The following is a 26,002-nucleotide window of genomic DNA, read 5'->3' on the forward strand; positions in this document are numbered from 1 at the left end:
TTGGCTAGAGACCGAACAGATGCTCGATCGGGCCCTTCGGCAGCGGCACCAGGAACCACTTCTCGAACACCGCGAACAGCAGCAGCGGCACGCCGACCGACACCGCCACGGTCATCGGCCAGCGGTAGTGCCCGTGGCGGCGCATGAAGTAGCCGATCAGCAGCGCCGACGCGAGGTAGATGCCGAGCCCCCAGATCAGCGCGACATACACCACCATCGGCAGCAGCACCGCGACCACCATGCGCAGCTGCGCGCGCTCGGCGAACACCGGGTCGGGCTGCTTGCGGCGTCGGAACTCGCCGAACAGGATGCTCGCGGCGGCCGCCAGCAGCAGCAACCCGATGTAGAACGGAAAGTAGCCGGCGCGCGGGCCGTCGTCGGCCCAGCCAATGCCCACGCGCAGGCTGTCGCCGATGACGATCAGCGCGATCGCGGCCAGCACGCCGGCCATGCCGACCTCCGGCCACCGTTTGCCGACCGGTGCGGATTCAGGTTCGCTCATGCATCACCTCGTTGTGGGGAGAGGTCTATTGCGCCAGAAAGCCGGCCTGCTTCATCAGCTCGCGGTGCATCTGCTCGTTCTTGCCGAGCCAGTCGACGAACTCCGGCCCGCTCATGAAGGTCTGCTTGAACGCACCCTTGTCCATGAAGTCCTTCCATTCCGGCAGCGCGCGCACCTTCTTGAACAGCTCGACGTAGAACGCCACCTGCTCCGGCGTCGCGCCCGGCGGCATGAAGATGCCGCGCAGCATCAGGTAGTCGACCGGCACGCCGGCCGAGGCGCAGGTGGGGATGTCGTTCCAGCTCTGCGTCGGCGTCAGCTTGGTGCTGTACGGCAGCTTGTCCTTGTCCATCACGCACAGCGCGCGCAGCTTGCCGGCGCGCCAGTGTGATTCGGCCTCGATCGGGTTGTTGACCGTCGAGTCGACGTGCTTGCCCACCAGCTGCACCGCGACGTCGCCGCCGCCCTTGTACGGGATGTAGGTGAGCCTCTTGCCGACCGCCTTCTCGAGCATCGCGGTGATGATCTGGTCTTCCTGCTTCGAGCCGGTGCCGCCCATCTTGAAGCTGTTGGCCGGCTGCGCCTTGATCGCGTCGATGTACTCCTTCGCGGTCTTGTACGGCGACTCGGCATTGACCCACAGCACGAACTCGTCCTGCGCGAGCATCGCCACCGGCGTCAGGTCGCGCCAGTTGAACGGCACGCCGGTCGCGAGCGGCGTCGTGAACAGGTTCGACAGCGTGATGACGATCTTGTGCGCATCGCCCTTCGCGCCCTTCACGTCGAGGAAGCCCTCGGCGCCGGCGCCGCCCGCCTTGTTGACGACGATGATCGGCTGCTTCATCAGGTTGTTCTTCGCGACCACGCCCTGGATGAAGCGGGCCATCTGGTCGGCCCCGCCGCCGGTGCCGGCCGGCACCACGAACTCCACCGGCTTGGCCGGCTCCCAGGCCTGTGCCGCCCCGCCCCCGCCCATCGCCCACAGCGCCGTCGCGGCCGCCGCCCACTGCTTGAACTGCTGGTACTTCAAGATCGCTCCTTTTGGTAGTCACGCTGGGGGCACATGCCCCCGGGGTCCATCGGTGTCGTTCTTGTGGGTGCGGCCGCCAACGTCCTCACGGACGCCGACCGCGGGCGACCGGCAGGGTTCGCCCGGGAGGAAAACGGTGTCAGCCGAGGCCGAGCTTCTGCGCCAGGCCGATGCGCTGCAGCTTGCCGGTGGCGCCCTTCGGGATCTCGTCCATGAAGAGGATCTTCTTCGGCACCTTGTAGTCGGCGGCCCGTGTGCTGACGAAGGCCTGCAGCTCGCGCTCGGTGGCCGGCTGGCCTTCGCGCAGCACGACGACCGCGGCGACTTCCTCGCCGAGCTTCGGGTGCGGCATGCCGAAGCACACCACCTGCGCGACGGCCGGGTGGTCCATCAGGATCTCGTCGACCTCGCGCGGGCTGACCTTCTCGCCGCCGCGGTTGATGATTTCCTTCAGCCGCCCGGTCAGGCTGATGTAGCCGTCGGCGTCCATCGTGCCCTGGTCGCCGGTGCGGAACCAGCCGTTCGTGAAGCCCTCGGCATTGGCCTTCGGGTTGTTCTCGTAGCCGCGCGTCACGTTGGCGCCGCGGATCACGATCTCGCCGATGCCGCCGGCCGGCAGCAGGCCGCCGTCGTCGCCCATGATGGCCACCTCGGGCCCGGCCGCGAGGCCGACCGCGCCGGGTTTGCGCGCCTTCGGCGGCAGCGGGTTCGACGCCATCTGGTGCGTGGCCTCGGTCATGCCGTAGGCCTCGATCAGCGGCGCGCCGAACACCTCCTCGAGTTCGCGGATCACCTGCGGCGGCATCGATGACGACGACGAGCGCAGGAAGCGCAGCGGGTGGCGCTTGATCACGTCGGCGTTCTTGCCGGCGCGCGACAGGATCGCCTGGTGCATGGTCGGCACCGCGGTGTACCAGGTGGGCTTCGCCTCATCCATCCAGCCGAAGAACTTCAGCGCGTTGAAGCCCGGCGTGCAGAACACCTGTGAGCCGGCCGACAGCGGCGCGAGCACGCCGGCGATCAGGCCGTGGATGTGGAACAGCGGCATGATGTTCAGCCCGCGGTCGGCGCCGGTGAACGCGAGCGTGCTGCGGATGTTGGTGGCCGAGGCGCACAGGTTGCGCTGCGACAGCGGCACGATCTTCGGGCGCGAGGTGGTGCCGGAGGTGTGCAGCACCATCGAGACGTCGTCGGGCTCGGCCCAGGTTGGTTCGGCGGCCGATGCGGCGATGCTGCCGTCGCGCGGTTCCAGCACGAAGCTGCCGGCACCGGCGCCTTCGTGCACCACCAGGTCGATCACGCGCACGCCGAGCTTGGCGGCCACGTCGATCGCCGGCGAGACGCTGCCGCGCTCGACGATCAGCGCCTTCGCGTTCAGGTCGGACAGGTAGAACTCGAACTCGTCGGCGCGGTAGGCCGGGTTCAGCGGCGCGCTGGTCACGCCGCAGGCGCAGGCGACGAAGCAGGTCGCCATCTCGGGGCCGTTGTTCAGCACGATGGCCACGCGGTCGTTGCGGGCGATGCCCAGGCCGTTGAGCCGCGCGAGGGTCTCGGCGATCAGCCGGCGCAGTTCGCGGTACCGGAGCGGCGGCCGGTCGGGGGCGGAGACGGCAACGTTGTCATCGACGCCGGTGGCAAGCAGATCCTTCAAGCTGTGGGACATCGGTGCCTCGCTAGATGGGAACGAGGCCGCGCGTCGACGACGCACGCCCCCCAACGTGGTGTGTTTCTACTTGTTGTCGGGGGCGAGTGTGCCGCACGAAGCTGGGGGCTGGCAAGAAAGGGGATGCCCGGGCAGGCGCACAGAACCCGTTTGCCCTGGGGAAAACAGGTGCTGCGGCGGCTGCAAAGAAACACCGTTCGCCCTGAGCCTGTCGAAGGGCCCGATCATCCTGAGCCCGTCGAAGGACCTGAGCCTGTCGAAGGCCCTGCGCGCGCTGGGTGCAACCCTTCGACGGACGGGCCTTCGACAGGCTCAGTCCCTGCTCAGGGCGAACGGATGCCTCAGGGCTTGTTCGGCTGCGGCGTCAGCCGCAGGTACGGCGTCACCGCCGTGTAGCCCTTCGGGAACTTCTTCTTGATCAGCTCGGGGTCCTGCAGCGACGGCACGATCACGACGTCGTCGCCGTCTTTCCAGTTGCCCGGCGTCGCGACGCTGTGCGAATCGGTCAGCTGCAGCGAATCGATCACGCGCAGGATCTCGTCGAAGTTGCGGCCGGTGCTGGCCGGGTAGGTGATCGTCAGGCGGATCTTCTTCGCCGGGTCGATCACGAACAGCGAGCGCACCGTGGCGGTGGTGCTCGCGTTCGGGTGGATCAGGTCGTACAGCTCGGCCACCTTGCGGTCGGCATCGGCCAGGATCGGGAAGTTGACCCGCGTCTTCTGCGTCGTGTTGATGTCGTGGATCCACTTCGTGTGCGAGTCGACCGGGTCGACGCTCAGCGCGATGGCCTTCACGTTGCGCTTCGTGAACTCGTCCTTCAGCTTGGCGGTCAGGCCGAGCTCGGTGGTGCACACCGGCGTGAAATCGGCCGGGTGCGAGAACAGCACGCCCCAGCTGTCGCCCAGCCACTTGTGGAAGCTGATCGGGCCGTCGGACGATTGCTGTTCGAAGTCGGGGGCGATGTCGCCCAATCGCAAGCTCATGGTGGTCTCCTGGTGATGGGTGGGTCAGACGGCGAACGAGAACTCGTGCAGGTCGGCGCGCTCGGGCCGCCGTGATTGCTCGACGCGGTGGATCAGGAACTCGGTCAGCTTCTTCGCCGCCGGCAACGGGCCGAAGCCCGCCTCGGCGTTGATGTGGCCGGCGTCGCCGAGGTTCACGAAGCCGCTGCCCCAGGCCTGGGCGAACGATTCTGCGCGCTGCGCGCTCATCCACGGGTCGGTGTCGCTCGCGAGCAGGGTGGCCGGCAGGCGCAGCCGTTGGCGCAGCGGCAGGTCGTCGAGCGCGAAGCGGCCCGGCTCGGCCGGCGCCACCAGCAACGCGCCGCGCACGCCATGGGCGGTTCGCCCGCAGGTCGACAGCAGGTGCTGCGCCAGCGCCAGGCAGCCGAAGCTGTGGGCCACCGCGATCCACGGGCCGAGTGGCTCGGCGGCGAGCGTCTCGCCGATGCGGGTCGCCCAGGTCTCGAGGTCGGCGGTGTCCCAGTCGTCCTGCTCGACGCGCACCGCACGCCGGAAGTGGCCCTGCAGCCAGCTCTGCCAATGCGCCGGACCGCTGCCGCGCAGGCCGGGGATCACCAGCACGCGCACCGGGCTGCCGTGGAATGCCATGGGAGGGTCTCCGTCAGAAGGACTTGTCAGAGAGTGGCGATCGACACCTCGGTCGACTTGACCAGCGCGATCACGTCCTTGCCGACCGTGAGCTTCAGCTCCTTCACCGAACGCGTCGTGATGACCGACGTGACGATCAGGCCGGACGGGGTCTCGACGTCGATCTCGGACACGACCGGTCCTTCGATGATTTCCTTGACCTTGCCGCGGAACTGGTTGCGCACGTTGATGGCGGTGATGCTCATGAGTGACCTCGGGGTGAGAGTGAGCATCGATGATGGGCACGCGGTGCGGCCGTCGCAAGGAATGAAACCGGATCAGGTCATGCGGATAGCGAATTTGGCGGACGAAAAAAAGCGCCTCCACCCCGCAGGGAGAAGGCGCTTGGTCTTGCTAGATCAGGCGTTGGTGCAGGCGCTGGCTACTTCCAGTCAGCTGACTGCAGCAGCGGGTCGACCGGCAGGCCGAAGCTGTTGCCGACCTTCTGGCCGACCGTGCCGGGCGCTGCCAATGCGGCGCTGCCGCACGAGCCGGACGCCGGCTTGATGATGGCCCACAGCATCGCGCCGTCGCGCGGGTTGCGGTTCGACGCCGTGCTGTTCAGCACCGCCGTCGTGAAGCGCTGCACCGAGTACGGCAGGTTCAGCGTCGCGCCGTACTGGTCCTGCAGGATGCGCGAGCCTTCGCACTGCGCGTCGCCGTCGTTGATGACCAACTGGCCGCCGCTCCAACCTTCCGGTGCCGGCTCGAAGCCGATCGACACGATGGTCTTCGACGGGTAGAGGCTGCGGTACTGGTTGTACGCGACCACGCCGTCGAAGTGCTCGTAGCGGGCGTCGTAGCTCATCACGTTGACCAGGTCGAGCATCGCCGCCGTCGCCGGGTACTTCAGCACCACGCCGCGTTCGCGGCCGGCGTTGCCGCCCCAGTACGACATCTTGCCGGCGCAGCGCGAGTCGGCCGTCGTGCCCGAGGTGCAGTCCGCGCCGCTCGACCAGCCGGCCAGCGTCAGCACGCGGCCGCCGCCTGCCAGGTCGACCGCCTTGCGCAGCGCCTTGATGGCGTTGGCGTAGCGGTCCACGTCGCCGTCGACTTCGTAGTCGACATCGAGGCCGTCGAAGCCCATCTCGGTCTGGATCTTGGCCAGCGCGTTGATGATCGGGCCGCCGCCGGCCGCGCCTTCCGCCGCGATCGGACCCCAGTTGTTGTAGGTCGCGCCACCGACGGCCAGGATGATCTTCTGGTTGCGCTTGTGCAGCACGTCGATCGCGGCCTTGATGTCACGCGGCGTCGCGTTGAAGTTGATGCCGGTGCCCGAGAAGCTGTTCGTCGCGATGCCGGCCCACGAGAAGTTCGGGTCCGCGAACGAGGCCATCACGTGCGTGTAGGTCGCCGGCACGCGCGCCAGCTTGCTGGCGTTGTAGACCTCGGCCGGGCTCTTGCCGGTGGCGTCGAACCAGTTGTCGCTCCAGCTCGGGTAGTAGCCGACGTAGACGCGCTTGCTCTGGTTCGCCGACAGGGCGCCGGCCGGCAGGTCGCCCGCGGGTGCGGGGGCCGGAGCGGGGGCAGGTGCGGGCGCCGGCGCAGGCGACGGTGCGGGGGCGGGTGCCGGCGCAGGGGCCGGCGACGGTGCGCCGTTGCAGTTGCCGGTGGGCGACCACGGCTGGCCGCTGCCGACCGGGCCGCTGTTGGTCGACGGGTTGTTGCCCTGCGTCCACCAGTTGGCCTTGTAGTTCACGCCGTTGACGCTGACGACCGCGCCGCCGTTGTAGGCGGTGCTGGCCGACCACGGCATCGCGCAGGTGCCGGGCGCCGGGGCGGGCGACGGGCTCGGCGCGGGGGCCGGTGCGGGTGCGGGGGCAGGTGCCGGAGCGGGCGTCGGGGCGGGGGCCGGCGCGGTGCCGCCGGTCGGCGACCACAGCGTCGGCGTCGCGGCCGGGTTCCAGTTGGTGCCGGCCCAGGCGGTGTGGGTCACGAGCGCGACATACAGCGCGCCGTTGTAGCTGACGATGGTGCCGGCGGTGTAGGTCACGCCTTCTTTCCAGGCCGGGGCCGTCGTGGCTTGCGCCAGCAGCATCCCGTCGAACGACACGGCCTGTGCGGCCACCGCCGCCGTCGCCGGTTGCAGGCTGGCTGCCTGCACCTGCGACCACAAACCGCCGATGGCCACGGCCACCACGGTCATTCCCACGCTCTTCATGATCTGTCCCTTTCAGTGTTGTTGACAACGGAGCACTGAGGGAATTTTCGAAGCCGCCTTCACCGACGACGACGTGTGTCTTGCAACAAGATGCGAGCGCTTTCAGAAACGTAACGGTGATGGCTCCAGCCGCCAAGCCGTGCCCATCGGACGCCAAAGCAAGCGATCAACAGGTATTAGATTGGTTATGTATCGGTCTGCTTTGGTACTTATTCTGTCGCACTGCTTACGTTTCGTTTCAAACAAGGCGGCGTGTGTGAACCCGGTTAACCCTCGGTCAGCCAGATCTGGCTGCTGACGCCGCGCGGGTAGTACTTGGCCGCGAACACCAGGCCGTTCTTCACCTGCTCGCTCCAGCAGTGGACGCTGAGTTCGGGGTGCAGCTGCCAGGTGGCGTGGGCCTGGTCGGCGCGGGCGCCGGCGGTGCCGAGATCCATTTGCAGGATCTCGCGGGCGACGAACTGGCAGACGTAGCTCTTGGCCGGGAAGGTGTTGTCGCTGCGCGAGGTGATGCGCCAGCCGCCATCGGCGAACAGGCAGGTGTCCTCGCGCAGCACGTGCTCGCCGACGTGGCGCTTCAGCGCGGCGAGGTACGGCGCGTACTCGCCGTCCGGGGCCAGTGCGTCGCGGCAGCCGGCGAACCACGGGTAGGCCAGCGCCTCGATGACCGGCAGGATCACCGCGTCATCGTCGGGCGCCTCCAGCAACGCCGGGATCAGGCCGTCGGGCCGGGCGGCCGCCACCACCGTCGCGGCGGCGCGCCGCGCCTGCCGGCGCGCCCGCTCGGCCAGCGCCGGCCGGTCCAGCTGCACGAACAACTGTTGCAGGATGACGTGCGCCGCCCACGCCTTGCCGGCGATGTAGGTGTTGCCGGCCGCCTGGCCGAGCGACGGGTCGAGGCAGTCGTAGGTGGTGATTTCGCGCCCGCCCTCGCAGCGGCTGCTGTCGGCGCGCGGCACGCCGTTGCGCTGCGCCGGCTCGGGGTGGTCGCGGCGCTCCAGGCTCTGCAGGCAGCGCTCCAGCAGCGCGGCATGGCGCCGTGCCCAGGCCGGGTCGCGGCCCTGGTGCACGTACAGCCCGGCGCACAGCGTCCAGTTCAGCAGCTCTTCGGTCGTCATCTGCGAGAAGCAGCCGGTCAGCCCGGCGCGCTCGTAGGCCGAGCGGCCCGGCGGCGCGAAGATGCCGTCGACGCCCATGTCGTGCGTGAAGCTGACGCCGTCCTCGTCTTCGTACGAGTAGCCGGCGGCGTACTGGTCGAGCACGTTGCGGATGGTCCACGGGTGGTGCAGGCCTTCGTACAGCGAGTGGTCCGGCACCAGGTCGAGCGTGTTCAGCATGTTGTACTCGCCCTCGTTGACGACCCACAGCGCGCGGCCGTCGCGATCGAGCAGCTGGGTCGAGTAGAGGTAGGAGCGGGTCGTGTGCGCGACCGTGAAGCGCTGCGCCGGCGACAGCGCGCTGGCCGCCAGCTGCGCATCGGCAGCCCGGCTGGCCTGCACGGCCTCGTCGAAATCCGACAGCGCGAAGCGCGCCACCGACTCGACCGAGTCGAACCAGCGGTTGTAGAGCTGGCGCGTCGCGATGCCGCCGGTGACGACGCCGGCGCGGTGAAAGCAGAACGCGAAGCGCAGCGTGCGCCGCTCGCCGGCCGGCACCTCGGCGCAGACCAGGCCCCAGCCGCCCAGCATCGACGCGCGGTTGCTCACATGCCGGTCGCCCAGCACCGCGAGCGGGTCGAAGCCGATGCCGGACCAGGCGCCGGGCGCGTCGGTCGCGAAGCCCTGTTCCAGGCCGTCGCCGATGCCGGCACCTTCTCCGAACGCCAGGTGCCGCAGCCCGCGCAGCGGATCGATGCCCGACAAGCCCACCGCGACCCGGCGCGCGCGCGTGCCGGCCCGGTTGTCCACCTCGATCTCGGCGCGCACCGCGGGCACGAAGGCGCGCATCGCGTCGAGCGGTTCACTCGCATCGGGATCGGGCAGGTCGCGCACCGGCGTGTACAGCGTGAAGCGCAGGTCACCGGCTTGCCAGCTGTCGGTGGCCAGCGAGAACTCGCGCTGCACTTCGTCCAGCGCGAACAGCCGCGCGCCGAGGCCCGATGCACCGAGGTGCGAGTCGCCCTGGTCGCTGACGAAACGCTGGCGCTCCGCATCGTCGGGCGGCTCGCAGAACGGCAGCGTCTCGAACAGGCCCGGCTGCTGCGCCGATTCGAGCGCGACCAGCACCGATTGGCCGGGCGCGCCGCACAACTCCAGGTCCATGCCGCCGCGGGCACCGGGGAAGCCGAGCGTCAGGCTGGCGTGGGCGCCGACCGGCGCGTGCTGGGTATTGAAGAAGCGGTTGGCGGACAGCGGGTCTGGCGAACGCATGCGGTGTCTCCTGGGTGCCCCTGAGCGCGGCTTGTTGGGTGTAAGGTTCCGATTCTGGAAGGCAGGCCCGCGCCGGACCATGTCCCAAGGCGCGAACGGCATGCCCCAAGCCGCGACACCTCCACCTGCCCCGCGCATGCACCCCGCCCGCTCCGAGCCCAGCGCTCCCGACTACCTGAAGCAGCCCGACGTGCGCACCACGGTGTCGCTGATGGACGCGCACACCCGGCGTGTCGCCGCGCGCTGGCAGTACCCGCGGCACGACCACCCCTACTTCGAGATCTGCCTGCTGCTGTCGGGCGAGCAGCAGGTGCGGCTGACCGGCCGCACGCTGGAGCAGCACGCCGGCGACCTGCTGCTGATCACGCCCTTCGAGGCGCATTCGTCGAGCACGCCGGTCGCCTCGCGCTTGTACTGCGTGCACTTCGATCTTGACGACCTCGAGCTGCGGCGCCTGCTGTGCGGCGCCGGCACGCGCGTGTTCGGCGCCGACAGCACGTTGGCGAACAGCCTGCGGCCCGCGCTGCAGCGCCTGCTGGCGCTGGCCGAGGGCCGCGTGGCCGGCTCGGCACTGGCGCGCCGGCTCGAGACGGCCGCGGCGCTGATGTCGCTGTTCGCGGCCTTGACGCAGGCGCTGGAACGCGACGAGATCGCTGCCGCGCCGGTGCCGCAGCTCGCGCTGCAGACAGCAGGCCGGCTGGCCGAGCTGATCGAGCGCGAGGTGCAGCGCGGCGGCGCCGAGACCTCGCTCGAGGCCGCGATCCGCCGGCTGGGCTATACGCCGGACCACGGCAACGCGCTGTTCCGGCAGGTGTACGGCATGTCGGCGCGCCAGTACCGCTCGACGCTGAAGCTGCGCCGCGCGAAGCTGCTGCTGATGGATGCGCAACTCAGCATCGCAGCCGTCGGCGAGCGCCTCGGCTACGCCAGCGGTGCGCACTTCAGCCGGCAGTTCAAGCGCTGGTGCGGGGTGGCGCCGGCCGACTACCGCCGCTCGTAGCCTGGACGCCCAGGCGCCGCTCCATCGCATACGCGACGCGCGACAGCCCGAAGCACAGCACGAAGTAGGTCAGGGCCAGCGTGCTGTACACCTGCACCGGCTTCGTGAACACCTGCGTGTTGATCTGCGTCGTGATGAAGGCCACCTCGGTCAGCCCGATGATGTAGCCGAGCGAGGTCTCCTTGATCGTCGAGACGAACTGGTTCACCAGCGACGGCAGCATGTGGCGCAGCGCCTGCGGCAGGATCACGTAGCGCAACGCGCCGAAGCGGCCGAAGCCGAGCGAGCGCGCCGCATGCATCTGGCCGTCCGGGATGCCGCGCACGCCGGCGCGCACGATCTCGGCGATGTAGACGCCGTCGAACACCACCAGCGCGATCAGCATCGTGCTGAACTGGTCGGTCTTGTGGCCGGTGACGCTGGGCAGGAAGAAGTAGGCCCAGAACACCACCATCAGCAGCGGGATCCCGCGCACCACGAACACCAGCGCTGTCACCGGCCAGCGCAGCGCGCGGTGCTCGCTGATGCGAGCCAGGCCCAGCAGCAGCCCGAGCGGGAACGCCAGCAGCAGGCCGAGCGCGGCCAGCAACAGCGTCAGCGCGAGCCCGCCCAGCGGGCCGTTCGGGTACTGGCCGATCAGGAAGTAGAGCCAGTAGGTCTGGATCAGCTCGATCATCGTGTTCTCAACGCGGCTTCAACGCGAGCGCACCGGGTATCGGTGCTGGTACCAGCTCGCCAGGCCGGTGATGGTGAGCGAGATCGTCAGGTAGGCCGCGGTCGCGAACGCGAAGGCCTCGACGCTGCGGAAGGTGGCTGATTCGACCTGCGCCGCGCGGTACATCATCTCGGCCACGCCGATCACGGTCGCGATGCTGGTGTTCTTCCACAGGTTCAGCGTCTGCGAGATCAGCGGCGGCACGGTGATGCGCACCGCCTGCGGCAGGATCACCAGCTGCATCGACTGCAGGAAGCCGAGGCCGAGCGCGCGGCTCGCCTCCATCTGCCCCGGCGGCACCGCGCGGATGCCGCTGCGGATGTCCTCGGCCATGTAGGCGGCGGTGTAGAGCGTCAGCGCCGCGACCGCGCTGATCGCCTCGATGTTGGTGGCGTACAGGCGCTGCTTCAGCGCCTCGGGCAGCATCTCGGGCGCGCCGAAGTACCAGAACAGCATGTGCGCGAGCAGCGGCACGTTGCGGATCGCCTCGACGTACGAGACGCCGAGCGCGCGCAGCAGCCGCGACGGCGACAGCCGCAGCATCGCGACCGTGGTCGCCAGCGGCACGGCCAGCACCAGCGTCACGGCCGTCAGTTGCAGCGACAGCACGAAGCCGGCCACCAGCGCATCGTGGTACTGGCCGGAGAGCAGCAGGGAGAAGTCAAAGGAGAGCACAGGGAAGCCCAACAGCAAAGTGCCTCGCCCCCGTGAGAGGGCGAGGCACGCGAGTATCGCGTCAGACGAAACGGATCGGCGAGCGCAGGCCGTTAGCCGTCAATTTTGTCGGACACAAACTTGAAGTCCCGGCTCTGGAACTTCAGCCGCGTGTTCGGCCCGTACCACTTCTGGAACAGCTTGTCGGCGTCACCCGACTTCTCCAGGTCGCGCAGCACGCCGTCGACGACGCCCTTCACGCCGGCCTCGCCCTTGCGGATGCCCAGCGCCAGCGCCTCGGTGCTGATGCTCTGCGGAATGATCAGGTAGTTCTTCGCAGCCGGGCCGAGCTTGCCGAAGTCGTCGATCAGCGAAGCCTCGTCGTTGACGTAGCCGATGCCCTTGCCCTGCTGCAGCGCGAGGAACGCCTGCTGCGTGGTCTCGAAGGTCACGACGTCGACGGTCGGCACCGCCTTGCGGATGTTCGGCTCCTGCGTGCCGCCCTTGACGGTCAGCACCTTCTTGCCGGCGAGCTGCGACAGCTGCGAGATGCCGCTGTCCTTCTTCACCAGCACCTTCTGGCCGGTCACGAAGGTGGTCAGCGAGAAGTCGATCAGCGCCTCGCGCTCCTTGTTGTGCGTCAGCGACGCGGCCAGCAGGTCGACCCGGCCTTGTTGCAGCTCGGGGATGCGCGCGGCCACGGCGAGCTGCTTGAACACCGGCTTCACGCCCAGCTTGGCAGCGATCGCACGGCCGATGTCGACCTCGTAGCCGACCACGTCGCGGGTCTTCGGGTCGACGAAGCTGTTCGGCTCGTCGGTGCCGAGCACGCCGATGACGATCTCGCCCTTCTTCTGGATGTCGGCGAGCTGGTCGGCGTGGGCGCCGACCGAGAACACCGCGGCGGCGGCCGCGACCAGCGTGGACAGGAACAGGCGTTTTTGCATGGAGGTTCTCTTCAGCATGTTGTTGGAATCAAGGCCCGCAGACTAACCAAGGCCGGCCGATCCGCGAACGACTGAATCCGGATAAGCAAAGGCGTGTCGGTTAGATGCCTGCCTCAGATGCGGGCCAGCGCGCCTTCGAGATCGGCACGCTGGTCGGCCAGGTCCTCGACGCCGACGCTCAGCCGCACCAGTGCATCGCCGATGCCCAGCTGCGCGCGCTGCTCGGGGGGAATCGTCGCGTGCGTCATCAGCGCCGGGTGTTCGATCAGGCTCTCGACGCCGCCCAGGCTCTCGGCCAGCGAGAACACTTCGCAGGCCTCGAGGAAGCGGCGCGAGCCGGCCAGGTCGGTCTTCAGCGTGACCGACACCATGCCGCCGAAGCCGTTCATCTGGCGCTTCGCGAGCGCATGCTGCGGGTGCGATTCGAGGCCCGGGTAATGCACGCGCGCGACCTTCGGATGGCGCTCCAGCCACTGCGCGAGCGCGAAGGCGTTCTCCGAATGGCGTTGCATGCGCAACGCGAGCGTCTTCACGCCGCGCAGCGTCAGGAAGCTGTCGAACGGCCCGGCGATCGCGCCGACCGCGTTCTGCAGGAAGCCCAGGCGCTCGGCATGGCCCGCCGCTTCGGCGCGCTGGCCGACCACCGCGACGCCACCGATCACGTCGGAGTGGCCATTGAGGTACTTGGTGCTCGAATGCACGACCACGTCGAAGCCGTGCTCCAGCGGGCGCTGCACGTAGGGACTCGCGAAGGTGTTGTCGGCCGCCGCCAGCAGGCCGTGCTCGTGCGCGATGCGGGCGATGGCCTCCAGGTCGGTCAGCTTCAGCATCGGGTTGCTCGGCGTCTCGACCCAGACCATCTTCGTCTCGGGCCGGATCGCGGCGCGCAACGCCTGCGGGTCCGACAGGTCGACGAAGCTGAAGCGGTGCCCGGCACTGCGCGTGCGCACCTTGTCGAACAGCCGGAAGGTGCCGCCGTACAGGTCGTCGCTCGCGATGATGTGGGCGCCGGCGTCCAGCAATTCCAGCGTGGTCGAGATGGCGGCCAGGCCAGACGCGAACGCGAACGCGCGCGTGCCGCCTTCGAGGTCGGCGACGCAGCGCTCCAGCGCCCAGCGCGTCGGGTTGTGCGAGCGGCCGTAGTCCAGCCCCTTGTGCACGCCGGGGCTCTGCTGCACATAGGTCGAGGTGGCGTAGATCGGCGGCATGATCGCGCCGGTCGTCGGGTCGGGCGACTGGCCGGCGTGGATCGCACGGGTCGCGAACTGGTGGGTGTCCTTGGAGCTCATCGGCGTGCCTTGCGGAGGTGGTTCAGAAGATCGAAGCGGGTGATCAGGCCGTGGAATGTATCGCCGTCGGCGACGATCGCGACCAGGCCGCGGTCCAGCACCTGGCGCAGCGCGGCGATGCTCGAGCCGGGCCGCAGCGTCTCCAGCGCGGTGCTCATCGCCGAGCTGACGGTGTTGACGTAGTGGTCCGGGTCGCCCTGCAGCTGCATCAGCACGTCGGATTCGTCGATGACGCCGGCCAGCCGCGCGCCGTCGAGCACCGGCAGCTGCGACACGTCGGCCAGCCGCATGCGCTGGAACGCGGTCAGCAGCGTGTCGTCGGGCGTCACGCTGACGACGCTGCCTTCGTCGGGCCGGCGCGCGACGATGTCGCGCAGGTCGCCGTACTGCGTACGGGCGAGCAGGCCCTCGTCGATCATCCAGCTGTCGTTGTAGACCTTCGACAGGTAGCGCGTGCCGGTGTCGCACACGAAGGTGGCGACGCGCAGTGGCTTGGTCTGCGCGCGGCAGAAGCGCAGCGCGGTGGCCAGCAGCGTGCCGGTCGATGAGCCGGCCATCAGGCCTTCGGCGCGCAACAGCTCGCGCGAGGTGGCAAAGCTCTCTTCGTCCGAGATCGAGTACGCGTGCTTGATGCCGGACAGGTCGGCGATCGGCGGGATGAAGTCTTCGCCGATGCCTTCGACCGCCCAGGAGCCGGCCGCACCGTGCGTGCCGGTCAGCACCTGGTCGGCGAGGATCGAACCCACCGGGTCGGCGAGCACGAACTCGAGCTTCGGCTGCACGCCGCGGAAGTAGCGCGTCAGCCCGGTCAGCGTGCCCGACGAGCCGACGCCGACGACGATCGCGTCGAGGTCGTGGCCGCTCTGTTCCCAGAGCTCCGGGCCGGTGCCGCGCTCGTGCGCGAGCGGGTTGTTCGGGTTGTTGAACTGGTCGGCGAAGAACGAGTTGGGGATCTCCTTCGCGAGGCGCGCCGCGTAGTCCTGGTAATAGGCCGGGTGGCCCTTGCCGACATCGGAGCGCGTCGTGTGCACCTCGGCGCCGAGCGCCTTCAGGTGCAGCACCTTCTCGGTCGACATCTTGTCGGGCACGACCAGCACGACGCGATAGCCCTTCGCGCGTGCGACGAGGGCGAGGCCCAGGCCGGTGTTGCCGGCGGTCGCCTCGACGACGGTGCCGCCGGGCTGCAGCAGGCCGTCGCGCTCGGCGGCCTCGATCATCGAGACGCCGATGCGGTCCTTGATCGAGCCGCCGGGGTTCTGCGATTCGAGCTTCAGCAGCAGCGTGCACGGGCCGGTGTCGAGGCGCGTGACGCGCACGAGCGGCGTGTTGCCGATCAGGTCGAGCACGGCGGGGTGGGTGGTCGCGTTCATGGGCTTGTCTCCTGAATGAGTGAAGCCGCGCGCCTCGTGAGCACGCGCCCGTAGCCCGGATGCTAATCCGGGATGCATGTCGTCGAGGAGAACCCGGATTGGCATCCGGGCTACGGGTCAGCGCTTGTTCGCGAGCTGTCGGATCACCGCGATGAACCTGTCCACTTCCTCGCAGGTGTTGTAGAACGCCAGCGACGGCCGCACCGTCGCCTCGAGCCCGAAGCGGCGCAGGATCGGCTGCGCGCAATGGTGGCCGGTGCGCACCGCGATGCCCTCGCGGTTCAGCGCCTGCCCGACCTGCTCCGTCGAATACCCGTCGAGCACGAACGACAACACGCTCGCCTTGTCCTCGGCCGTGCCGACCAGCCGCACGCCGGGGATCGGCTGCAATGCATGCGTCGCGTAGCCGAGCAGCGCGTGCTCGTACTGCGCGATGGCGTCCAGTCCGAGCCGCTGCACGTAGTCGATCGCGGCCCCCAGCCCGACCGCATCGGCGATGTTGCCGGTGCCGGCCTCGAAGCGCGTCGGCGCGCCGTGGTACACGGTCTTCTCGAAGGTGACGTCGGCGATCATGTTGCCGCCGCCCTGCCACGGCGGCATGTCCTCCAGGATCTCCTTCTTGCCGTACAGCACGCCGATGCCGGTCGGGCCGAACAGCTTGTGGCCGGAGAACACGAAGAAGTCGGCGTCGATCGCGCGCACGTCGACCCGCATGTGCGACACCGACTGCGCGCCGTCGACCAGCGCCTTCGCGCCGGCCGCGTGGGCGAGCGCCACGATCTCCTGCACGGGCACCACCGTGCCGAGCGCGTTCGACACCTGCGTCACCGCCACCAGCTTGGTCTTCGACCCGAGCAGCTTGCGGTACTCGTCGAGCTTCAGCTGCCCGCGGTCGTCGACCGGGATCACCCGCAACACCGCGCCCTTCTCGGTGGCGAGCTGCTGCCACGGCACGATGTTCGCGTGGTGCTCCAGGTGCGAGACGATGATCTCGTCGCCGGCGCCGATGTGCTTCGCGCCCCAGCTCTTGGCCACCAGGTTGATCGCCTCGGTGGTGCCGCGCACGAACACGATCTCGTCGACCGACGCCGCGCCGAGGAAGCGCTGCACCGTCTTGCGCGCGCCTTCGTACGCATCGGTCGCGCGCGCGGCCAGCTCGTGCGCCGCGCGGTGGATGTTCGAGTTCTCGTGCTCGTAGAAGGTGCTGATGCGGTCGATCACCGATTGCGGCTTCTGCGTGGTCGCGGCGTTGTCGAACCAGACCAGCGGCCGGCCGTTGACGCGCTCCTGCAGGATCGGGAAGTCGCGCCGCACCGCGTTGACGTCGAAGGCCGGCTTCACCGGTGCCGCATGCGATGGCTCACCCAGCGCGCGCTGGCCCGGGTGGCGCGGCGACTCGAGGAAATAGAACGACGGCGAGGCTGGAGCGACCCCGGCGGCCGAGCTGCCGAAGCGGCCGTCCCAGGCCGGTGCCGCGGTGTAGCCCAGGTCGGGCACGCCGTTGCCGGCCGGCGCATGCGGCAGCGATGACGGCAGCTGCGCGGCCAGCGCCGCCGGGTGCTGCGGCGAACTCGGCAGCAGGTTGCTGCCGGGCACGGCCGCCGTCAGCGGCTGTACGTTCGGCGTGGCCGGGCCGGTGCTGCCCGGCGGCGGCGTGAAGCCGGCCGGGTGCGCGTTGGCCGGCACCGAGGGCACCGATGACGGAACCGACGAAGGCACCGCCCCAGGCCAGTTCGCGAAGAGTTCCCCCGCCAGCTTCGCGATCGCGGCCGGGTCGAACGCGTCAATCGTGCTCATCTGCGCGTCACTTGTAGGTGTCCGGATACTCGTGGAACTTGCCGATCTCGACGTCCTCGAGCACGGCCAGCGCGTCAGGCACCTGCACCGCGAGCGAGCAGTACAGCGAGATCAGGTACGACGAGATCGCGTTGCGGTTGATGCCCATGAAGCGCACCGACAGCCCCGGGCTCTGCTCGCCGGCGAGGCCCGGCTGGTACAGCCCGACGACGCCCTGGCGCTTCTCGCCGACGCGCAGCAGCAGGATCTTGCTCTTGCCGTCGGCCACCGGCACCTTGTCGGACGGGATCAGCGGGATGCCGCGCCAGGTGATGAACTGCGAGCCGAACAGGCTCACGGTCGGCGGCGGCACGCCGCGGCGGGTGCATTCGCGGCCGAATGCGGCGATCGCGAGCGGGTGCGTCAGGAAGAAGGCCGGCTCCTTCCAGACCTTGCTCAGCAGCTCGTCCAGGTCGTCGGGGGTCGGCGCGCCGGTCAGCGGGAACACGCGCTGTTCGTCGGCCACGCTCGCGAGCAGCCCGTAGTCCGGGTTGTTGATCAGCTCGCTCTCCTGCCGCTCCTTGATGGTCTCGATCGTCAGGCGCAGCTGCTCCTTGATCTGGTCGTGCGGGCTGCTGTACAGGTCGGAGATGCGGGTGTGCACGTCCAGCACGGTGCTGACCGCGTTCAGGAAGTACTCGCGCGGCTGCTCGTCGTAGTCGACGTAGGTGCTGGGCAGCTCGCCCTCGTCGCGCTGCGACGAACAGGCGACCAGCACGTCCTGCGGATTCTTGACGGTGTTCAGGCGGTAGATGCCGGCCTCGACCGGGACCCACTGCAACAGGTGCGTCAGCCAGCGCGGCGTCAGCGTCGCGAGCGTCGGCGCGGTCTTGGTCGCGTTGGCAAGTTGCCGGGCGGCGTGATCGCCAAGGGCCAGCGGTTGCTGGGTGTCAGCCATGGAAACTCCTGGGAGGGACGAAAAGAGACGGCGCATTGCGCCATGGGGAAAAACTTCAGGCGCTCACGGGCGGCGGTCCTGGCGCGCGCTGGCCTGCGTCACGTTGCTGCCCGGCGGCACGTCGTCGGTCACCCAGACGTTGCCGCCGATGGTCGAGCCGCGGCCGATCACGATGCGGCCGAGCAGCGTCGCGCCGGCGTAGATCACCACGTCGTCCTCCACCTGCGGGTGGCGTGCGAGGCCCTTGCGGATCTTGCCGTCGTCGGTGGGGAAGCGCTTCGCGCCCAGCGTCACCGCCTGGTAGACGCGCACCCGTTCGCCGATCACCGCGGTCTCGCCGATCACGACGCCGGTGCCGTGGTCGATGAAGAAGCCGGCACCGATGGTCGCGCCCGGGTGGATGTCGATGCCGGTGCGGCCGTGCGCCAGCTCGGCGACGATGCGCGCCAGCAGCGGCACGCCCAGCTCGTACAGCCGGTGCGCGACGCGGTGGTGCACCATCGCGTCGATGCCGGGGTAGCACAGCAGCACCTCGTCGACGCTGCGCGCGGCCGGGTCGCCCTGGAAGGCGGCCAGCACGTCGCTGTCGAGCAGGCCGCGGATCGCAGGCAGCGACGCGGCGAAGCGGCGCACCAGGTCGTCGGCATCGACCTCGTGCCGGCCGGCGTGGCGCAGCTCGAGCCGCACCTGCGCGCACAGCGCATGCAGCAGCGTGTCGAGCGTGTGGCCGATGTACCAGTCCTCGCTGTCCTGGCGCAGGTCGGGCGGGCCGAGGCGCATCGGGAACAGCACGCCGCGCAGCGATTCGACGATGCCCTGCAGCGCTTCGCGCGACGGCAGTTCACGCCCACCGGGTTCGCGCTGGCGTTGTTGCGACTCGCGCCAGCGGGTGCGCGCGGCGCGCAGGCCGGCGACGACCTCGGCCACGTCGAAGGCGGATGCCGACATGACTAATCCTGGATCCACGGCAGGCCGTGGAAGCGCCAGCCGTCGTCGTGGCCGCGCTGGCCCTGCGCATTCAGCTCGCCTTCGAAACCTTCGCTGACGTTGAAGGCCTGCGCGAAGCCGGCCTTGGTGGCCGCCTCGGCCGCCGCCGCCGAGCGCTTGCCGCTGCGGCACAGCAGCAGCACGACGGCGGGCTTGGCGACCTTGGCCTCGAGTTCGCGCACGAAGCGCGGGTTGCGCGTCAGGCTGGTGCCGGTGGCCCAGGGCACGTGCACGCTCTCGGCGACGTGGCCGACGAACTTGCGCTCCTCGGCGGTGCGCACGTCGACCAGCACGGCCTGGCCGCTGCGCGTCAGCGCCCAGGCATCGGTCGGCGACAGGCTGCCGGCGAACGGCAGCTTGCCGTCACGGGCGCGCTGGCGGGCTTCTTCGAGCACGGTGGCGCGGGGGAATTCGGTGAGAACTGCGGCAGCAAGCACTGCGGACATCGGAGGTCTCCTTCATGGATCAGGGTCGATGAAGGCTATCGCCACCAATTGCGCCGGCGAACGAAGAAAAGCGCGCTTCGATATCTGCCCGCGTCAGGCGCCGCATGAGCACATCCGAAAACCTTCGTTCGTCCGGCACGGGCCGCGCCGTACCGTGCAGGCCTTGCAGTCACCGAGGAGGAGAACCATGACAAACACGCGTCGCGCTTCCATCGTCCAGGCCCTGGCCATCGCGCTCGGCCTGTTCGCCACCGCGGGCTCGGCCTTCGCGCAAGTCCGCATCGCCTACCAGACCGTCGTCGAACCGGCCAAGGTCGCGCAGGCCGACGGCCTGTACGAGAAAGCCACCGGCCAAGCCATCGAATGGCGCAAGTTCGAGAGCGGCTCTGAAGTCATCACCGCCGTCGCGTCGGGTGACATCCAGATCGGCTACGTCGGCTCCAGCCCGCTGGCCGCCGCGGCCAGCCGCGAGCTGCCGATCGAGACCATCCTGGTGGCCGCCGAGATCGGCAGCGCCGAGGCGCTGGTGGTGCGCAACGGCTCGGGCATCGCGAAGCCGGCCGACCTGGTCGGCAAGAAGATCGCCGTGCCCTTCGTGTCGACCACGCACTACAGCCTGCTGGCCGCGCTGAAGCACTGGGGCATCGATGCGAAGAAGGTCAGCATCATCAACCTGCGCCCGACCGAGATCACTGCGGCCTGGCAGCGTGGCGACATCGACGCAGCCTACGTGTGGGATCCGGCACTCGGCAAGATCAAGGAAAACGGCAAGCTGCTGACCAGCTCGGCCGAGGTGGCGACCTGGGGCGCGCCGACCTTCGATGCGTGGATCGTGCGTCGCGACTTCGCGCAGAAGAACCCGGAGTTCGTCGCGCAGTTCGTGCGCATCACCGGCGAGGCCTATGCGGCCTACCGCAAGGATGCGAAGGCCTTCGTCGCGAACCAAGCCAACGTCGACAAGATCGTCAAGCTGACCGGCGCCGCCGCGGCTGACGTGCCCGAACTGCTGGCCGGCTCGAAGTTCCCGACGTTGGCGGAGCAAGCCTCACCCGCACTGTTGGGCGGAGGCACCGTGAAGGCGTTGACCGACACCGCGAAGTTCCTGAAGGAGCAGGGCAAGGTCGACAAGGTGCTGGCCGATTACGGCAGCTATGTGAGCGTGAAGCATGTGCAGGCCGCGGCCAAGGCCTCGGACCAGGCCGTCGCGGCGGCGCGCTGACACGCCACCACAAGCCACATCAACAAGACACGAAGGAGTTCACGCCGTGGTCGAACTGCAGGCGGTCACTGTAGGGTACCGGGGTGCTGCAGGCTCGGCCACGGCTGTGAACACCCCCGTGCTGGACGCCATCAGCTGGCAGGTGCCGCAAGGCGCGCTGGCGGTGCTGCTGGGGCCTTCGGGTTGCGGCAAGTCCAGCCTGTTGAACGTGATCGCCGGGTTCGTGACGCCGAGCGGCGGGCGGGCGTCGGTGTCGGGCCGGCCGATCACCGGGCCGGGCGCGGACCGCGGCGTCGTGTTCCAGGACGACGCGCTGCTGCCCTGGCTCGATGTGCTGAGCAATGTCGCCCTGCCCTTGCGCCTGCGCGGTGGGGGCCGCGCCGCGCGCGAGGACAGGGCGCGCGGGCTGCTCGCGCTGGTCGGGCTCGAGGGCTTCGAGTCGCGGCCGGTGTGGGAGCTGTCGGGCGGCATGCGCCAGCGCGTCGGCATCGCGCGTGCACTGGCCGCCGACCCCGAGGTGCTGCTGATGGACGAACCCTTCGGCGCGCTCGATGCGCTGACGCGCGAGCGCATGCAGGAGCTGCTGCTGAAGGTGTGGCAGGCCACCGGCAAGACCATCGTGCTGGTGACGCATGGCGTCGAGGAGGCGGTGTTCCTCGCGACCGACCTGGTCGTGCTGTCGCGCCGGCCGGCGCGCATCGTGACGCACCGTGCGCTCGACTTCGGCCGCCGCCATGCGCAGGGCGAGGCGGCGCGGGCGATCAAGTCGCTGCCCGAGTTCGTCGCGGTGCGCGAAGAGGTGCTGGGCGCGGTGTTCGCGCAGGACGACGCACTGGGCGACACACTGAGCGAAGCGCTGCACTGAGCCGGCCATGGATGCGATCTCTCCGATGACCGTGCGTGTGCTGACGCAGCCTGCCGAGCTGGACGACTCCGTGAAGCGGCCGGCCGCGATCGAGGCCACGGCCCCGCTGTGGTCGCGCCCCGTCGTGGTCAGCCTGCTGAGCGTGCTGGTGCTGCTGGCCGCATGGCAGGCGGTGACGGCTGCGCGCTGGATCGAGCCGCTGTTCCTGCCGCCGCCCGCCGCGGTGTGGGAGAAGTTCCTGCGCGTGGCCGGCGAGGGCTACCTGGATGCCACGCTGTGGCAGCACGCCGGCGCGAGCCTGGCGCGTGTGGCGCTGGCGTTGGCCATCGCGGTGTTCACGGCGATCCCGCTCGGCCTGTGGATGGGCCTGTCGCCCACCGCGCGCGGCGTGTTCGATCCGCTGATCGAGTTCTACCGGCCGGTGCCGCCGCTCGCCTACCTGCCGTTGATCGTGATCTGGTTCGGCATCGGCGAGTTGTCGAAGGTGCTGCTGATCACGCTTGCGATCTTCGCGCCGCTGGTGATCGCGACCGCGACCGGCGTGCACCAGGTCGACGAGACGCGCCGGCGCGCCGCGCAATCCTTCGGCGCGACCCGCTGGCAGCTGCTGCGCCACGTGGTGCTGCCGACGGCGCTGCCCGAGATCCTGACCGGGCTGCGCGTCGGGCTGGGGGTCGGCTGGTCGACGCTGGTCGCGGCCGAGCTGGTCGCCGCAACGCGCGGGCTGGGCTTCATGGTGCAGTCGGCCGCGCAGTTCCTGGCGACCGACATCGTGCTGCTCGGCATCTTCACGATCGCGCTGATCGCGTTCGGGCTGGAGCTGGGCCTGCGGGCGCTGCAGCGGCGGCTGGTGCCGTGGCAGGGGCGGGGTTGATCACCTCGGCATGCCGCTCGGCCGGCCTGTCGTCGTGCTGGTGAAGCGGAAGCGGCAGATGTCGAGCACCTTGCCGCTGCGGACTGTCGCGACGCGGTGGTACTCATCGCCCGCCTGCTGCAGAGGCCAAGCGTAAGGCTTCGTCTCGAAGTAGACCCGGCTCCGATGCTCGAAGAAGCGCGCCTGGTTGCCGCAGGTCACCGGATAGCGGGTATCGGCCTGCGCCTCCTGCAGCGCCATCAGCAGGTCGCGGTCGGGCCCGGGGCGCAACACCGTGGCGTCGTCGTCGAGCGTCTCGTAGAAGGTGGCCTCACAACCTGCGCCGGCGCTGCTGGACATGCTCAGCCTGGCCACGCGAACCGGCCTTCCGGCGTTGGCGAAGGCCAGCATCGCCGTGCCGTCGATCTCGGTCCACGGCCAGCGCTCCTTCAGGGCGGCCGGGGGCACCGATGCCTTCTCGTCGAAGTCGATGTCGGGCACGGAGTCGGGATCCTGCAAGGCCTTGCACAGTTGCGGTTCGCTCGCCTGTGCGCCCACCGTTTCCTTCGTGGTCATGGTGAACCGGCAATCGTCGCTTCCGTCCTGTTCCCCATCCATCGAGAACGTCTCGATCGGTTGCCGCAAGCCGCGGTGGTGGAGGATGTGGTGGCGGCCGTCCAGCGTCAGCAGGCCCAGATCGTCGCCACCCCCCTCGCCATTCAACAGCCCGGACTTGATGTCCAGCTGTTCCTCCGTGACGACCTGGTCGGTGACTGCATCGGACACGTCGATCATCGGCACGTGGGCGGTTCCCTGCAGCGAGAAGAGCAGGTCGACCCGCCGGGTGCCCCACGGCACGTCCACGCCGACGCCGGACACCAGCTCCTTCAGGCGGCCCGCGTTCGCCCAGGCGGCGATGCGGGGGCACGTCTCGCGGATGCCGCCGGCCGGGTCGTCACGCAGGAACGAGGTCGACGCCGCCGTCGGCGGACCGCCTGCGGCGAGGTAGGCGCGATAGTGCGACGCGATCTCCTTATTGCGCGACCCGACGTCGCCGCCCGCGCCTGCGAACGTGCCGAGGTCGGCGCGGAGGACATCAGCGAGGTTCAGGTGGGCCAGCGCCCGGCCCGGGTCCAGCGCGATCGCGCGGTGCAGCGCGGCTTGCGCCCGGTACGACGACCGGTTGGTCCTGGCCAGCAGGAACCCGTAGTCGTTCAGGATGGCCGCCGCACGCCGGGGTGGCAGCTCGGCGACGGGAGCCGACACGGCCTCGGCGATGCCGGCTTCTTCAAGTCGTTCGAGGGCCGTCCACTGGCGCGAGAACAGGGCCGTCGGCATCCTGGCGCGAAGGTCCTGGAGCGCCGCCTGGTGCGCCAGTTCCAGCGGACGCCAGTCCACCGGCGCGAGCGGGACGGCATCGAGTCGGAACAGGCGCAGTTGCGCGGGCTTCCAGCGCGCGGCCAGTACCACGTTGCCGACGGCGGCCCGGGGGCTGAAGCCCGCCGGCAGTTGCCACTCGCCGCGAACACCCGGCGATGGCGTGCCCGGCAGCCCGAGATCGAGCACCCGGCCCGATTCGCCGGCGAACGAGAGCACGCTGTCGCTTCGAGCATCGTTCAGCGGGCGGCAGCCGAGCGGCATCGAATCGACGCGAAGGGCCGCGACCCGTGGCAACCCGGCGCCGGGTGCGTAGATGCCGATACGGCGCGTCCGGCCGTCGGGGACCACGATGTGGCCGGAGTCGAGCACGGCGTGGATGCATCCGCGCGCAAAGCGGCCACCGGGTCCGTCCGAGCTTTCTTCGCGGGCGTCGTCTGGAGAGTCGAGGTCCCACAGGCTCAAGCTGCCGTAGGACGTGCGGGCGAGGAAGCCGCCTTGCGGCGACAGCACGCTCACGGCGTCGTACCGGTCATGTGCGATGACCCGCAGGGTGTGGCGGTCGTCGGCCGAGACCACGGCCGTTTCCCATTCATCGGGCTTGCCGGACCCCGGTCGGGTGTAAGCGAAGCGACCGGCCTGTGCTGCCAGCACCAGGTTGCGCGCGAGGTAGTGCTCGCGCCAGCGCACGCGCGGCTGGATGGGCGTGGTGAGGTCGACCGCAATGACCTCGTGGTCGATCGCGGTCTGGTGGTTGCCGGGCGGCCCGGTCACGACGAACAACGCGTTGCGGCCGTCGGCGGACAGCGCCATCGCCGCCGGAGAGGGCAGGTCCAGCGTGCCCGATTCGCGCAGCTGCGCCGGGTCCGTGGCATCGAGGATGCGAAGGGTCGCGCCCTTCCCATCGGCATGCTGTGACACGACGACGAATCGCTTGCCGTCGGCGGAGGCACGTGCGTCGACGACCAGCTCCTGGAGGTCGAGTGCTGCGAGCGGCGTCACTGCGGCTGCGGGCGTGATCCAGAGGCCCAGGCAGAAGAGGAGGACGACGCCGGAAAACAAGGAAGGCATGGACGGTCTCAGCTCAAGGCGCGCAAAGGATGTCCGGGAGGCGACATGACGGCGACGGCGCCCGCGTCGGGTGAGTCCTGCATGCGCGCTCCTCTCTCTCGATGTTCTTGCTTGCGCGGGCAGTCTAGCGGGCCGGGCGCGAAGCTCCACCAGCCCTTCGGAGGGAGCGTGATTCGAATGCATGCCTGTGCGAAAAGCCGATATGCAGCAACGAATTCCTTCGTTGACGGCGCACGGTGCCGTGTCTACGGTGGCGGCCGATGAGCACCTCCCTCACCCTGCAAGCGCTCGGCCCGGCGATCGGCGCGCTGGTGTCCGGCATCGACCTGCGCGATCCGCTCGGCGACGCCGCGCACGACAAGCTGCTGGGCGCTCTGTTGCGCCACCACGTGCTGTTCTTCGAGAACCAGCCGGTCACGCCGCAGCAGCAGCGCGACCTCGCCGCGCGCTTCGGCGGCTTGCACATCTACCCGATCTACCCGCACGTGGCCGAGGTGCCCGAGATCATCGTGCTCGACACCGACGCGAAGAACCTGCCGGACAACGACAACTGGCACACCGACGTCACCTTCATCGAGACGCCGCCGATGGGCGCGCTGCTGTCGGCGCGGCTGCTGCCGCCGTCGGGCGGCGACACGCTGTGGGCGAGCGGCATCGCGGCCTTCGAGAGCCTGTCGGCGCCGCTGCGGCGTATGCTCGATGGCCTCACGGCAGAGCACGACATGGTGAAGTCCTTTCCCGCACACCGCTTCGCCCGCACGCCCGACGAGCGCGTGCGCTGGGACGAAGCGCGCGCGAAGAACCCGCCGGTGGTCCACCCGGTGATCCGCACGCACCCGGTCAGCGGGCTGCGCGGGCTGTTCGTCAACGAAGGCTTCACGACGCACATCGTCGAGCTGGCCGCGAAGGAGAGCGACGCGCTGCTGCGGTTGCTGTTCGAGCATGTCGCGAAGCCGGAGCACACGGTGCGCTGGCGCTGGAAGCTGCACGACCTCGCCTTCTGGGACAACCGGCTGACGCAGCACTATGCAACCGCCGACTACCTGCCAGACCGCCGCGTGATGCACCGTGCGGCGGTGCTGGGCGACAAACCGTTCTGAT

General features: G+C 69.5%; 23 protein-coding genes. 5 read left to right on the forward strand and 18 right to left on the reverse strand.

Annotated features, from left to right (window positions below; all coding sequences use genetic code 11):
* Positions 1-4: 4 nt before the first annotated feature.
* The 8 genes from BUE42_RS21310 to BUE42_RS21355 form a co-directional block, all read right to left on the reverse strand.
* Entirely contained in the window at positions 5-502 is a 498-nt protein-coding gene (locus BUE42_RS21310) for a tripartite tricarboxylate transporter TctB family protein (protein ID WP_073467304.1), read from the reverse strand.
* A gap of 25 nt (positions 503-527) precedes the next feature.
* Positions 528-1,478, reverse strand: a complete 951-nt coding sequence (locus BUE42_RS21315; RefSeq protein ID WP_073467350.1) for a Bug family tripartite tricarboxylate transporter substrate binding protein — start codon at positions 1,476-1,478, stop codon at positions 528-530.
* A 193-nt stretch (positions 1,479-1,671) separates the two neighbouring features.
* Positions 1,672-3,195: an acyl--CoA ligase gene (locus tag BUE42_RS21320; RefSeq protein WP_073467305.1), complete on the reverse strand. Its 1,524-nt coding sequence runs from the start codon at positions 3,193-3,195 to the stop codon at positions 1,672-1,674.
* Positions 3,196-3,536: 341 nt separating this feature from the next.
* On the reverse strand, positions 3,537-4,178 hold the full coding sequence (locus BUE42_RS21325; protein WP_056802860.1) for a peroxiredoxin: 642 nt from the start codon (positions 4,176-4,178) through the stop codon (positions 3,537-3,539).
* Positions 4,179-4,202: 24 nt separating this feature from the next.
* On the reverse strand, positions 4,203-4,805 hold the full coding sequence (locus tag BUE42_RS21330; protein WP_073467306.1) for an RBBP9/YdeN family alpha/beta hydrolase: 603 nt from the start codon (positions 4,803-4,805) through the stop codon (positions 4,203-4,205).
* Positions 4,806-4,831: 26 nt separating this feature from the next.
* Positions 4,832-5,050, reverse strand: a complete 219-nt coding sequence (locus BUE42_RS21335) for a TOBE domain-containing protein (RefSeq protein ID WP_073467307.1) — start codon at positions 5,048-5,050, stop codon at positions 4,832-4,834.
* Between the two features lie 176 nt (positions 5,051-5,226).
* Positions 5,227-7,005, reverse strand: a complete 1,779-nt coding sequence (locus BUE42_RS31725; protein WP_083614363.1) for a carbohydrate-binding protein — start codon at positions 7,003-7,005, stop codon at positions 5,227-5,229.
* A 266-nt stretch (positions 7,006-7,271) separates the two neighbouring features.
* Positions 7,272-9,374 carry a glycoside hydrolase family 52 protein gene (locus BUE42_RS21355; RefSeq protein ID WP_073467309.1) on the reverse strand — a complete coding sequence of 701 codons (2,103 nt, stop codon included), beginning with the start codon at positions 9,372-9,374 and terminating at the stop codon, positions 7,272-7,274.
* 136 nt (positions 9,375-9,510) lie between these two features.
* Between BUE42_RS21355 and BUE42_RS31730 the strand changes: the two genes are divergently transcribed.
* Complete coding sequence (locus tag BUE42_RS31730; RefSeq protein WP_073467310.1) at positions 9,511-10,374, forward strand: AraC family transcriptional regulator; 864 nt, start codon at positions 9,511-9,513, stop codon at positions 10,372-10,374.
* Here BUE42_RS31730 and BUE42_RS21365 read toward each other — a convergent pair.
* The 9 genes from BUE42_RS21365 to BUE42_RS21405 all read right to left on the reverse strand — a co-directional run bounded on the left by BUE42_RS21365 (position 10,328) and on the right by BUE42_RS21405 (position 19,516).
* Positions 10,328-11,050 carry an amino acid ABC transporter permease gene (locus BUE42_RS21365; RefSeq protein ID WP_073467311.1) on the reverse strand — a complete coding sequence of 241 codons (723 nt, stop codon included), beginning with the start codon at positions 11,048-11,050 and terminating at the stop codon, positions 10,328-10,330. The genes BUE42_RS31730 and BUE42_RS21365 overlap by 47 nt on opposite strands.
* A gap of 18 nt (positions 11,051-11,068) precedes the next feature.
* Complete coding sequence (locus tag BUE42_RS21370; RefSeq protein WP_073467312.1) at positions 11,069-11,764, reverse strand: amino acid ABC transporter permease; 696 nt, start codon at positions 11,762-11,764, stop codon at positions 11,069-11,071.
* Between the two features lie 92 nt (positions 11,765-11,856).
* Positions 11,857-12,690 carry an ABC transporter substrate-binding protein gene (locus BUE42_RS21375; protein WP_073467313.1) on the reverse strand — a complete coding sequence of 278 codons (834 nt, stop codon included), beginning with the start codon at positions 12,688-12,690 and terminating at the stop codon, positions 11,857-11,859.
* 113 nt (positions 12,691-12,803) lie between these two features.
* A complete protein-coding gene (locus BUE42_RS21380) occupies positions 12,804-13,979 on the reverse strand; it encodes a trans-sulfuration enzyme family protein (protein WP_073467314.1) in 1,176 nt (391 codons plus the stop codon).
* Entirely contained in the window at positions 13,976-15,349 is a 1,374-nt protein-coding gene (locus BUE42_RS21385; RefSeq protein ID WP_073467315.1) for a pyridoxal-phosphate dependent enzyme, read from the reverse strand. The genes BUE42_RS21380 and BUE42_RS21385 overlap by 4 nt, the downstream gene beginning before the upstream one ends.
* 117 nt (positions 15,350-15,466) lie before the next feature.
* Positions 15,467-17,146: a family 2A encapsulin nanocompartment cargo protein cysteine desulfurase gene (locus BUE42_RS21390; RefSeq protein ID WP_073467316.1), complete on the reverse strand. Its 1,680-nt coding sequence runs from the start codon at positions 17,144-17,146 to the stop codon at positions 15,467-15,469.
* Between the two features lie 7 nt (positions 17,147-17,153).
* Complete coding sequence (locus BUE42_RS21395) at positions 17,154-18,083, reverse strand: family 2A encapsulin nanocompartment shell protein (protein WP_073467317.1); 930 nt, start codon at positions 18,081-18,083, stop codon at positions 17,154-17,156.
* Positions 18,084-18,146: 63 nt separating this feature from the next.
* Positions 18,147-19,031 (reverse strand): serine O-acetyltransferase EpsC, encoded by an 885-nt coding sequence (epsC, locus tag BUE42_RS21400; RefSeq protein ID WP_073467318.1) that lies wholly within the window; start codon positions 19,029-19,031, stop codon positions 18,147-18,149.
* Between the two features lie 2 nt (positions 19,032-19,033).
* Positions 19,034-19,516, reverse strand: a complete 483-nt coding sequence (locus BUE42_RS21405; protein ID WP_073467319.1) for a rhodanese-like domain-containing protein — start codon at positions 19,514-19,516, stop codon at positions 19,034-19,036.
* Between the two features lie 187 nt (positions 19,517-19,703).
* On the opposite strand from BUE42_RS21405, the gene tauA reads away from it, so the two are divergent.
* The 3 genes from tauA to tauC are packed head-to-tail and all read left to right on the forward strand — an operon-like array spanning position 19,704 to position 22,474.
* On the forward strand, positions 19,704-20,735 hold the full coding sequence (tauA, locus tag BUE42_RS21410; protein ID WP_073467320.1) for a taurine ABC transporter substrate-binding protein: 1,032 nt from the start codon (positions 19,704-19,706) through the stop codon (positions 20,733-20,735).
* 46 nt (positions 20,736-20,781) lie between these two features.
* Positions 20,782-21,600, forward strand: a complete 819-nt coding sequence (locus tag BUE42_RS21415; RefSeq protein ID WP_073467321.1) for a taurine ABC transporter ATP-binding protein — start codon at positions 20,782-20,784, stop codon at positions 21,598-21,600.
* 7 nt (positions 21,601-21,607) lie between these two features.
* Entirely contained in the window at positions 21,608-22,474 is an 867-nt protein-coding gene (gene tauC, locus BUE42_RS21420) for a taurine ABC transporter permease TauC (RefSeq protein WP_083614369.1), read from the forward strand.
* On the opposite strand, the gene BUE42_RS21425 is transcribed toward tauC, so the two are convergent.
* Positions 22,475-24,901, reverse strand: coding sequence for a tetratricopeptide repeat protein (locus BUE42_RS21425; RefSeq protein ID WP_143171670.1), 2,427 nt, complete (start codon positions 24,899-24,901; stop codon positions 22,475-22,477). It abuts the gene before it with no gap.
* Between the two features lie 260 nt (positions 24,902-25,161).
* Here BUE42_RS21425 and tauD point away from each other — a divergent pair, with 260 nt between their 5' ends.
* Positions 25,162-26,001 (forward strand): taurine dioxygenase, encoded by an 840-nt coding sequence (tauD, locus tag BUE42_RS21430; RefSeq protein ID WP_073467323.1) that lies wholly within the window; start codon positions 25,162-25,164, stop codon positions 25,999-26,001.
* The last annotated feature ends 1 nt before the right edge of the window (position 26,002 follow it).

The sequence above is a fragment of the Rhizobacter sp. OV335 genome, from assembly GCF_900142965.1.
Classification (GTDB): domain Bacteria; phylum Pseudomonadota; class Gammaproteobacteria; order Burkholderiales; family Burkholderiaceae_C; genus Rhizobacter.

Bases quoted from the DNA above. Each gene is read 5' to 3' on its own strand.
- BUE42_RS21385 (WP_073467315.1), bottom strand. From the start codon at position 15,349: ATGAACGCGACCACCCACCCCGCCGTGCTCGACCTGATCGGCAACACG.
- BUE42_RS21405 (WP_073467319.1), bottom strand. From the start codon at position 19,516: ATGTCCGCAGTGCTTGCTGCCGCAGTTCTCACCGAATTCCCCCGCGCC.
- BUE42_RS21425 (WP_143171670.1), bottom strand. From the start codon at position 24,901: ATGCCTTCCTTGTTTTCCGGCGTCGTCCTCCTCTTCTGCCTGGGCCTC.
- BUE42_RS21355 (WP_073467309.1), bottom strand. From the start codon at position 9,374: ATGCGTTCGCCAGACCCGCTGTCCGCCAACCGCTTCTTCAATACCCAG.
- BUE42_RS21335 (WP_073467307.1), bottom strand. From the start codon at position 5,050: ATGAGCATCACCGCCATCAACGTGCGCAACCAGTTCCGCGGCAAGGTC.
- BUE42_RS21330 (WP_073467306.1), bottom strand. From the start codon at position 4,805: ATGGCATTCCACGGCAGCCCGGTGCGCGTGCTGGTGATCCCCGGCCTG.
- BUE42_RS21320 (WP_073467305.1), bottom strand. From the start codon at position 3,195: ATGTCCCACAGCTTGAAGGATCTGCTTGCCACCGGCGTCGATGACAAC.
- tauA (WP_073467320.1), top strand. From the start codon at position 19,704: ATGACAAACACGCGTCGCGCTTCCATCGTCCAGGCCCTGGCCATCGCG.
- BUE42_RS31730 (WP_073467310.1), top strand. From the start codon at position 9,511: ATGCACCCCGCCCGCTCCGAGCCCAGCGCTCCCGACTACCTGAAGCAG.
- epsC (WP_073467318.1), bottom strand. From the start codon at position 19,031: ATGTCGGCATCCGCCTTCGACGTGGCCGAGGTCGTCGCCGGCCTGCGC.
- BUE42_RS21390 (WP_073467316.1), bottom strand. From the start codon at position 17,146: ATGAGCACGATTGACGCGTTCGACCCGGCCGCGATCGCGAAGCTGGCG.
- BUE42_RS21395 (WP_073467317.1), bottom strand. From the start codon at position 18,083: ATGGCTGACACCCAGCAACCGCTGGCCCTTGGCGATCACGCCGCCCGG.
- BUE42_RS21380 (WP_073467314.1), bottom strand. From the start codon at position 13,979: ATGAGCTCCAAGGACACCCACCAGTTCGCGACCCGTGCGATCCACGCC.
- tauC (WP_083614369.1), top strand. From the start codon at position 21,608: ATGGATGCGATCTCTCCGATGACCGTGCGTGTGCTGACGCAGCCTGCC.
- BUE42_RS21310 (WP_073467304.1), bottom strand. From the start codon at position 502: ATGAGCGAACCTGAATCCGCACCGGTCGGCAAACGGTGGCCGGAGGTC.
- tauD (WP_073467323.1), top strand. From the start codon at position 25,162: ATGAGCACCTCCCTCACCCTGCAAGCGCTCGGCCCGGCGATCGGCGCG.
- BUE42_RS21365 (WP_073467311.1), bottom strand. From the start codon at position 11,050: ATGATCGAGCTGATCCAGACCTACTGGCTCTACTTCCTGATCGGCCAG.
- BUE42_RS21315 (WP_073467350.1), bottom strand. From the start codon at position 1,478: ATGGGCGGGGGCGGGGCGGCACAGGCCTGGGAGCCGGCCAAGCCGGTG.
- BUE42_RS21375 (WP_073467313.1), bottom strand. From the start codon at position 12,690: ATGCAAAAACGCCTGTTCCTGTCCACGCTGGTCGCGGCCGCCGCCGCG.
- BUE42_RS21325 (WP_056802860.1), bottom strand. From the start codon at position 4,178: ATGAGCTTGCGATTGGGCGACATCGCCCCCGACTTCGAACAGCAATCG.
- BUE42_RS31725 (WP_083614363.1), bottom strand. From the start codon at position 7,005: ATGAAGAGCGTGGGAATGACCGTGGTGGCCGTGGCCATCGGCGGTTTG.